Genomic DNA, 8,049 nt, shown 5'->3' with positions numbered 1-8,049 from the left:
CCTCATCGAGGGGGGTTGAGACCGTTGGCGGTCTGAAAATCACCCGTCACGCCCCTCTCCGCACCCACCCCCTCCACCGCCCCCTCCCGCAGCGCATCCCTCTCGCCTGGGTCAGGGAGGGGAGGGGGGTGGTGGGGGTGGGTGGGTTGGTGGGCTGGGGGGTTTGCCCGTGCGGCCTTGGTGATGTGCCGGTTTGGTGACTGGGGGGTCGCGGGTGGGTCGCGGTCGGGGGGTGGGGGTGCCGGGGGTGGGAGGGGTGGTGGGAAGGTGGCGGGGTGGATCGGGGGAAGGCGGGGTCGGTAGTGGGTAGGCGGCTGGTGGGCACGGCGGTGGCCGGGGTGTTGGTGCTCGGGGGCGGGGTGGCGGTGGCTGGTCCGGCGGCGGCGGTGGGGCGTCCGGGGGTGTCGGCGGGGGCGAGTGGGCCGGCGGTGGTGCGGACGGCGCCGGTGCGGACCGGGTTGAGGGCGCACCAGATCACCGACCAGTCCGCGCACTCCGTTTCGCGGCACAAGCGGAAGGTGCGGCGCAGTGTGGCCGGGCGGGTGCTTGATGCGGTGTTCGGGTGGGTGGCTGTGACGGTGGTTCTGGTTCTGGTTCTGGTGGTGTTGTTGGTGTTCGCGGTCAGGCGTCGGCGGCAGGCGGGTTGAGGGCTCGTAGGGCGGCGTCGACCAGGCGGTCGGCGTGCTCGTGGGTGAGCGGGCCGAGCTGGTGCATCCAGCGGTAGTACAGCGGGCCGTAGAGGAGCTCGACGGCGAAGTCGAGGTCGGTGTCCGGGGGGAGGGCGCCGGCGGTGCGGGCGCTGCGCAGCCGGTCGCGGGTGACGTCCAGCAGCGGGTCGAGCAGCCGGGTGCGGTACTCGGCCTGGACGGCCGGGTCGTTGAGGACCTCGGCGCTGAGGGCGCGGTAGGTGCGGTCGAGCGCGGGGTCGGCGAGGTCGTCGGTGCTGCCCCGTAGGACGAGCTTGAGGTCGGCGGCGAGGTCGCCGGTGTCGGGGAGGGCGAAGTGGCCCGCGTGCCCGTTGACGTTGAGGAAGGCGTCGAAGACGACCGCGCCCTTGGAGGGCCACCAGCGGTAGATGGTCTGTTTGCCGACGCCGGCCCGGGCGGCGATCGCCTCGATGGTGAGCTTGCCGAAGCCGACCTCGGAGACGAGCTCGTAGGCGGCGGTGAGGACGGCGGAGCGCGAGCGTTCGTTGCGTCGGGCGGGGTCGGGGGCGGTTCTGGGGGCCATGCCGGAAATTCTATGCGCGGAGGCGCGACGAGACGTATCGTCTTGTCGTGATGGATGGCGAGACGATCCGTCTCGTCTTGTTTTCTTGGAGGTGTGCATGACCCGCCGCGCTCACGTACTGATGGTCTCGATCCCGGCTCACGGGCACGTCAATCCCAGCCTGGCCGTGGTCGCCGAGCTGGTCGCCCGGGGGCACCGGGTCAGTTACGTCAACGGCGCTTCCTTCCGGGAGACCGTCGAGTCCACCGGCGCCGCCTTCGTCCCGTACGAGTCGGCGCTGCGGTTCGCCGAGGACCCGGCCAGCTGGCCGGCGGACCCGGTGGGGCTCCAGGAGCTGTTCCTGGACGACGCGCTGGCGATGTGGCCCGTCCTGCTGGAGCACTTCGGCGAGGCCGGGGACCGCCCGGACCTGGTGCTCTGCGACATCGCGGGCTACGCCGGTCGGGCGCTCGGCGAGCGGCTGGGCGTGCCGGTGGTGCAGTTGTCGCCCACCTACGTCGGCTGGGAGGGCTTCGAGGAGGACTTCCCGGAGATCTTCGAGGCGGTCCGCTCGGCGCCCGGCGGTCCCGAGCACTACCGCCGGTTCGCCGAGTGGCTGGCCGGGGCCGGGGCGGTGCAGCGGGATGTCGACGCCTTCAAGGCCCGCCCGGAGCGGGCGATCGCGCTGATCCCGCGCGCCATGCAGCCCAACGCGGACCGGGTGGACGAGCGGCGGGTGAGCTTTGTCGGGCCCTGCTTCGGTGACCGTGCCCACCAGGGTGAGTGGCGGCGCCCGGCGGGCGCCGAGAAGGTGCTGCTGGTCTCGCTGGGTTCGGCTTACACCGACCAGCCCGCGTTCTACCGGGCGTGTGTCGAGGCCTTCGGCGACCTGCCGGGCTGGCACACCGTGCTGCAGGTCGGCCGGCACACCGACCTGGCGGAGTTGGGGGAGGTGCCGGACACGGTGGAGGTGCACCGGTGGGTGCCGCAGCTGTCGGTGCTCGCCCAGGCGGACGCCTTCGTCACCCATGCGGGGATGGGCGGCTCCAGTGAGGGGTTGTTCCACGCCGTGCCGATGATCGCGGTGCCGCAGGCCGTTGATCAGTTCGCCAATGCGGATGCGTTGGTGGGGCTCGGTGTTGCTCGTCGGGTGGATGCGGGGGCGGCTACGGCGGAGGCGTTGCGGGGGGCGTTGTTGGAGTTGGTCGGGGATGTGGGGGTGGGTGAACGGCTGGCGGGGCTGGCTGCTGCGGGTCGGGCGGAGGGTGGCACCGTGCGGGCGGCGGACCTGATCGAGGCGGAGGTGAGGGGGTAGGGCGCGGGGGGTCGTGACCCCTGGGGTGCGGTCGGGATCCGGACGGCGGAGAATCCGGATGGCGAGCAGCTGTTGTCATATCTTCATTCACCTGGTGTGATTGTGTATATGGATATGCACAGTGCTGTGGCCCCCGACGCTCCGCTGGTCCAGGTCGGCAAGGCCGACGTCAGTGCGGAGGACGTACTGGCCGTCGCCCGGGGCAACGCCCGGGTCGAGATCGGCCCCGACGCGCTCGCCGAGATGGCGGCCGCCCGCGCCCGGATCGACGCCCTCGCGGCCGAACCGCGCCCCGTCTACGGTGTGTCGACCGGCTTCGGCGCCCTCGCCGTCCGGCACATCAGCCCCGAGCTGCGCGCCCAGCTGCAGCGCTCGCTGGTGCGCTCGCACGCCGCGGGCATGGGCCCCGTCGTCGAGCGCGAGGTGGTCCGGGCGCTGGTGTTCCTGCGGATGAAGACGCTGGCCTCCGGCCGTACCGGGGTCCGTCCGCTGGTCGCCCAGACCATGGCCGCCCTGCTCAACGCGGGCATCACCCCGGTCGTGCGGGAGTTCGGCTCGCTCGGCTGCTCCGGCGACCTCGCGCCGCTGTCGCACTGCGCCCTGGTGCTGATGGGCGAGGGCGTGGCCACCGGCCCGGACGGCGTGGAGAAGCCCGCCGCCGAACTGCTGGCCGCCGCCGGGATCGAGCCGGTCGAGCTGCTGGAGAAGGAGGGCCTGGCCCTCATCAACGGCACCGACGGCATGCTCGGCATGCTGGTGATGGCCATCGCCGACCTCCAGCGGCTGTTCACCACCGCCGACATCACCGCCGCGATGACCCTGGAGGCGCTGCTCGGCACCGACAAGGTGCTCGCCCCCGAGCTGCACGCCCCGATCCGCCCGCACCCGGGCCAGGCGCTCAGCGCCGCCAACATGCTCGCCGTGCTCAAGGACTCCGGCCTCACCGGCCACCACCAGGACGACGCGCCGCGGGTCCAGGACGCCTACTCGATCCGCTGCGCCCCGCAGGTCGCCGGGGCCGGCCGGGACACCCTGGCGCACGCCCAGCTGGTCGCCTCGCGCGAGCTCGCCGCCTCGGTCGACAACCCGGTGGTGCTGCCGGACGGCCGGGTGGAGTCCAACGGCAACTTCCACGGCGCGCCGGTCGCCTACGTGCTGGACTTCCTCGCCATCGCCGCCGCCGACCTCGGCTCGATCTCCGAGCGCCGCACCGACCGGCTGCTCGACAAGGCCCGCTCGCACGGCCTGCCGGCCTTCCTGGCCGACGACCCGGGCGTGGACTCCGGCCTGATGATCGCCCAGTACACCCAGGCGGCGCTGGTCAGCGAGAACAAGCGGCTCGCCGTCCCGGCCTCCGTCGACTCGATCCCGTCCTCCGCGATGCAGGAGGACCACGTGTCGATGGGCTGGTCGGCCGCCCGCAAGCTGCGCCAGGCCGTCGACAACCTCGGCCGGATCCTCGCCGTCGAGCTGACCGCCTCGGCCCGCGCGCTGGAGATCCGTCAGCAGGCCGACTCGGCCGGCCGGATCGCCCCGGCCACCGCGGCCGCGATGGCCGCCGCCCGCGAGGCGGGGGTCGGCGGCGCGGGCCGGGACCGCTTCCTCTCGCCGGACCTGGAGGCCGCCGCCGCGCTGGTCGCCTCCGGGGACCTGGTGCGGGCGGTGGAGCGGGTCACCGGGCCGCTGGCCTGAGGTGGTGGCGGTGCGGGACGGCCGGGGCTCAGTCCCAGTCGTCCCGCGACCGGCGGTCGTTCCGCTCGTCGCGGTCGCGGCGGTTGCCCAGGGCAGCGGCGAAGTTGACCCCGACGATGCCCGCCCAGCAGGCCAGCAGGCCGAAGAAGCCGCCGCCGGTGGGGTTGCTCGCGATCGCGGTCAGCGGGATGCCCAGGGCCAGCGAGACCACCGCCAGCTTGTTGCCGGACCGGCCGGGGGCCCAGCCGCGGTGGGGGCGGCCGTGGTGCCGGTCCCGGTGGTGGGACGGCTCGTAGTCGTCCAGCCGCGCGGCCACCGAGCGCTCCACCCGGGCGTCCAGGCGCGCGTCGAGGCGCTTCATGAAGGAGTCGAGGAGCGCGTCCTCGTACTCCTTGCCGAGCTCCTTGCGGGCCTGGAGGGTGGCGTCGAGGTCGCGTCGCAGTTCGTCCTGGCGAGTGTCCATGGCAGTAGCGTGGGCCCGCCGCGACGCCCGGTCCATCCGTTCGCGGGGGGAATCCGGGCGGGCTCAGGGAGAAATCAGGGTTACCCCGAGGCCGCGGGGCGGCGGCCGAAGCGCGGGACGTCTCAGGAAGCGTCCCGTCGTACGAGACGTCTTTGCCAGCGGCGCCGCACTGCTGCACAGTCGTCGTCCGAACCGCACGCATCCGGAGGTACCAGCTGATGACCGCCACCGACGAGGCCGGCAGCGTCGGCCCCTCCGCCCGGTTGCTCCAGCTGTTCGAGGGGCACCGGCTGACCCCCACCCAGCGGCGGATCGCCCACTCGCTCGTCCGGCACGCCAACGAGGCCCCGTTCCTGTCCAGCGTCGAGGTCGCCGAACTCGCCGGGGTCAGCCAGCCCTCCGTCACCCGCTTCGCCGTCGCCCTCGGGTACGACGGCTACCCGGCGCTGCGCAAGCAGCTGCGCGAACTCGGCGCCGGCGAGCCCGCCGCGCCCGAGACCCCGGACGACGCGGTGCGCAACGAGCACCAGCAGGCCGTCCTCGCCGAGATCGCCCACCTGCGCCACCTCGCCGAACTGCTGGCCGACCCCGAACCGATCACCCGGGCCGCCCGGCTGCTCGCCGCCTCCCGCCCGCTGCCGGTGCTCGGCCTGCGGGCCGCCTCGGCGCAGGCCCGCGGCTTCGCGTACTTCGCGGCCAAGGTGCACCCGGACATCCGGCTGCTGGACGAGGGCGGCAGCATGCTCGCCGACCGGCTGGAACAGGCCACCGCGGCGGGCGCCACCGCGCTGCTCTGCTTCGCGCTGCCGCGCTACCCGCGGGAGTTGATGGACGCCCTGGTGGTCGCCCGGGAGTGCGGGCTGACCGTGCTCACCGTCGCCGACAGCGTCTTCTCGCCGGTCGCCAAGCTCTCCGACCTGATGCTGCCGGCCGCCGTCGGCACCGGGCTGGTCTTCGACACCGCCTGCGCGCCGATGATGCTCGGCCGGGTGCTGCTGCAGAGCATGTGCGACGAACTCCCGGGCGCGGAGGCCAGGTTGGAGGCGATCGAGCAGTCGGCGGCGGCGCGGGGCCTGTTCTTGGAGTAGACACAGCTTGGAGTAGGCGCGGCTTGGAGTAGGAACGGTGCGGAATAACGGCCGAAGGACTACTCGTCACGAAGCCGGGCATCCCCTAGTGCAGGGGGTGCCGCCCATGCGCGTGATCCACGAGATGAAGTTCGTCGCCCGCCTGGCCTCGGGTGCCGACGAATGGTCCTGCCCCGCCTGCGGACGCCGCGTCACCCTGCGGCGCCTGCCCGAACCCGAACTGACCGTCCTCGACCCGGGTGACGAGTCCGCCGTCCACGTCGGCGTCATCGAACCCGACGCCCACGCCACCGCGGCCGCCGAGAAGTACGGCCTCGGCCCCGTCCAGAACATCCCCCGCCCACCCACCCCGCCCGCCCCCGACGCCGCCGACCGCCGCTGGCTCGCCGAGATCGGCATCGACTGGGACGGCGACGCCGCGGCGTGAGGCCGCCCGCTCCAGCCCGTACCGGCCCATGCCGGGCGGGCCCTTCGGCGTGCCTGGGGGCGGGTTCGGGCCATGGCTGATCGGATTGGTCCAGGTCTGGTCGAAAGTCGGTTGTTTAGTTATATTCAGCCGAGCAGGACTTGAATGAATCCATCCGCAGGGAGGCCGGGACATGGTGCAGCAGCAGGCGAGCGGGCCGCGCGAGGTGCGTGCGGCGCGCGGGACGGGGCTCACGACGCAGGGGTGGCAGCAGGAGGCTGCCCTGCGGATGCTGATGAACAACCTCGACCCCGAGGTGGCCGAGCACCCGTCGAAGCTGGTGGTGTACGGCGGCACCGGCAAGGCGGCGCGGGACTGGCGCTCCTACGACGCCATGGTGAAGACGCTGCAGGGGCTCAAGCAGGACGAGACCATGCTGGTCCAGTCCGGGCGGCCGGTCGGCGTCATGCAGACCCACGAGTGGGCGCCGCGCGTGCTCATCGCCAACTCCAACCTGGTCGGCGACTGGGCCAACTGGGAGGAGTTCCGCCGGCTGGAGAGCCTCGGGCTCACCATGTACGGCCAGATGACCGCCGGCTCCTGGATCTACATCGGCACCCAGGGCATCCTCCAGGGCACCTACGAGACCTTCGCCGCCGTCGCCAACAAGCGCTTCAACGGCACCCTCGAGGGCACCATCACCCTCACCGCCGGCCTCGGCGGGATGGGCGGCGCCCAGCCGCTGGCCGTCACCATGAACGGCGGCGTGGCGATCTGCATCGACTGCGACCCGTCCCGGATCTCCCGCCGGATCGAGCACCGCTACCTGGACGTCGAGGCCAAGAACCTCGACCACGCGCTCCAGCTCGCCGTGGAGGCCCGCGACAAGAAGCAGCCGCTCTCCATCGGCCTGCTGGGCAACGCCGCCGAGCTCTTCCCGCAGCTGCTCGCGATGGACGCGCCGATCGACATCGTCACCGACCAGACCAGCGCCCACGACCCGCTGAGCTACCTGCCGGTCGGCGTCGCCTTCGACGACATGGCGGACTACGCGGCCGCCAAGCCCGCCGAGTTCACCACCCGCTCGCGCGAGTCGATGGCCCGGCACGTCGAGGCCATGGTCGGCTTCCTGGACCGCGGCGCCGAGGTCTTCGACTACGGCAACTCGATCCGCGGCGAGGCCCAGCTGGCCGGCTACGACCGCGCCTTCGCCTTCCCCGGCTTCGTCCCGGCGTACATCCGCCCGCTGTTCTGCGAGGGCAAGGGCCCGTTCCGCTGGGCCGCGCTGTCCGGCGACCCGCAGGACATCTACAAGACCGACAAGGCCGTCCTCGACCTCTTCCCGGAGAACGAGTCGCTGGCCCGCTGGATCAAGCTGGCCCAGGAGAAGGTGCACTTCCAGGGCCTGCCCGCGCGCATCTGCTGGCTCGGCTACGGCGAGCGCGACAAGGCCGGCGAGCGCTTCAACGACATGGTCGCCTCCGGCGAGCTGTCCGCGCCGATCGTGATCGGCCGCGACCACCTGGACTGCGGCTCGGTGGCCTCCCCGTACCGCGAGACCGAGGCGATGCTGGACGGCTCCGACGCGATCGCCGACTGGCCGCTGCTCAACGCGATGGTCAACGTGGCCTCCGGCGCCTCCTGGGTGTCCATCCACCACGGCGGCGGCGTCGGCATCGGCCGCTCGATCCACGCCGGCCAGGTCACCGTGGCCGACGGTACGGCGCTGGCGGGCGAGAAGATCCGCCGGGTGCTCACCAACGACCCGGGCATGGGCGTCATCCGGCACGTGGACGCCGGGTACGACCGGGCGGTCGAGGTGGCGGACGAGCGTGGGGTGCGCGTTCCGATGGGTGAGCTGTGACGGCTTCTTTCG

At 72.7% G+C, this 8,049-nt stretch carries 7 protein-coding genes; 5 read left to right on the top strand and 2 right to left on the bottom strand.

Translation table 11 applies throughout. The annotated features are described in order from the left end of the window. Positions 1 to 621 precede the first annotated feature (621 nt). Positions 622 to 1,230 carry a TetR/AcrR family transcriptional regulator gene (locus ACFVXG_RS40435; RefSeq protein ID WP_387935298.1) on the bottom strand — a complete coding sequence of 203 codons (609 nt, stop codon included), beginning with the start codon at positions 1,228 to 1,230 and terminating at the stop codon, positions 622 to 624. A 97-nt stretch (positions 1,231 to 1,327) separates the two neighbouring features. Here ACFVXG_RS40435 and ACFVXG_RS40430 point away from each other — a divergent pair, with 97 nt between their 5' ends. Both ACFVXG_RS40430 and hutH read left to right on the top strand, forming a co-directional pair. After that, complete coding sequence (locus ACFVXG_RS40430) at positions 1,328 to 2,524, top strand: macrolide family glycosyltransferase (protein ID WP_387935296.1); 1,197 nt, start codon at positions 1,328 to 1,330, stop codon at positions 2,522 to 2,524. 114 nt (positions 2,525 to 2,638) lie between these two features. Then, positions 2,639 to 4,216, top strand: coding sequence for a histidine ammonia-lyase (hutH, locus tag ACFVXG_RS40425; RefSeq protein WP_387935301.1), 1,578 nt, complete (start codon positions 2,639 to 2,641; stop codon positions 4,214 to 4,216). Between the two features lie 28 nt (positions 4,217 to 4,244). Here hutH and ACFVXG_RS40420 read toward each other — a convergent pair whose 3' ends face one another. Then, on the bottom strand, positions 4,245 to 4,679 hold the full coding sequence (locus ACFVXG_RS40420) for a hypothetical protein (RefSeq protein ID WP_387935294.1): 435 nt from the start codon (positions 4,677 to 4,679) through the stop codon (positions 4,245 to 4,247). Between the two features lie 218 nt (positions 4,680 to 4,897). On the opposite strand from ACFVXG_RS40420, the gene ACFVXG_RS40415 reads away from it, so the two are divergent. The 3 genes from ACFVXG_RS40415 (at position 4,898) to hutU (ending at position 8,037) form a co-directional block, all read left to right on the top strand. Next, a complete protein-coding gene (locus tag ACFVXG_RS40415) occupies positions 4,898 to 5,767 on the top strand; it encodes a MurR/RpiR family transcriptional regulator (RefSeq protein ID WP_387935292.1) in 870 nt (289 codons plus the stop codon). Positions 5,768 to 5,873: 106 nt separating this feature from the next. Further along, complete coding sequence (locus ACFVXG_RS40410) at positions 5,874 to 6,194, top strand: hypothetical protein (protein WP_387935290.1); 321 nt, start codon at positions 5,874 to 5,876, stop codon at positions 6,192 to 6,194. Between the two features lie 172 nt (positions 6,195 to 6,366). Further along, entirely contained in the window at positions 6,367 to 8,037 is a 1,671-nt protein-coding gene (gene hutU / locus ACFVXG_RS40405) for a urocanate hydratase (protein WP_387935288.1), read from the top strand. Positions 8,038 to 8,049 lie beyond the last annotated feature (12 nt).

Origin of the sequence: Kitasatospora sp. NPDC058162 (assembly GCF_042884005.1) — a bacterium.
Taxonomy (GTDB): domain Bacteria; phylum Actinomycetota; class Actinomycetes; order Streptomycetales; family Streptomycetaceae; genus Kitasatospora.
The sequence above is the reverse complement of the archived record's forward strand: the minus strand, read 5'-3'. Positions and strand labels throughout refer to the sequence as shown.

Excerpts from the sequence above, each read along its gene's own strand:
- ACFVXG_RS40415 (WP_387935292.1), top strand. The coding sequence starts at position 4,898 with ATGACCGCCACCGACGAGGCCGGCAGCGTCGGCCCCTCCGCCCGGTTG.
- ACFVXG_RS40430 (WP_387935296.1), top strand. The coding sequence starts at position 1,328 with ATGACCCGCCGCGCTCACGTACTGATGGTCTCGATCCCGGCTCACGGG.
- ACFVXG_RS40420 (WP_387935294.1), bottom strand. The coding sequence starts at position 4,679 with ATGGACACTCGCCAGGACGAACTGCGACGCGACCTCGACGCCACCCTC.
- hutU (WP_387935288.1), top strand. The coding sequence starts at position 6,367 with ATGGTGCAGCAGCAGGCGAGCGGGCCGCGCGAGGTGCGTGCGGCGCGC.
- ACFVXG_RS40435 (WP_387935298.1), bottom strand. The coding sequence starts at position 1,230 with ATGGCCCCCAGAACCGCCCCCGACCCCGCCCGACGCAACGAACGCTCG.
- hutH (WP_387935301.1), top strand. The coding sequence starts at position 2,639 with ATGCACAGTGCTGTGGCCCCCGACGCTCCGCTGGTCCAGGTCGGCAAG.
- ACFVXG_RS40410 (WP_387935290.1), top strand. The coding sequence starts at position 5,874 with ATGCGCGTGATCCACGAGATGAAGTTCGTCGCCCGCCTGGCCTCGGGT.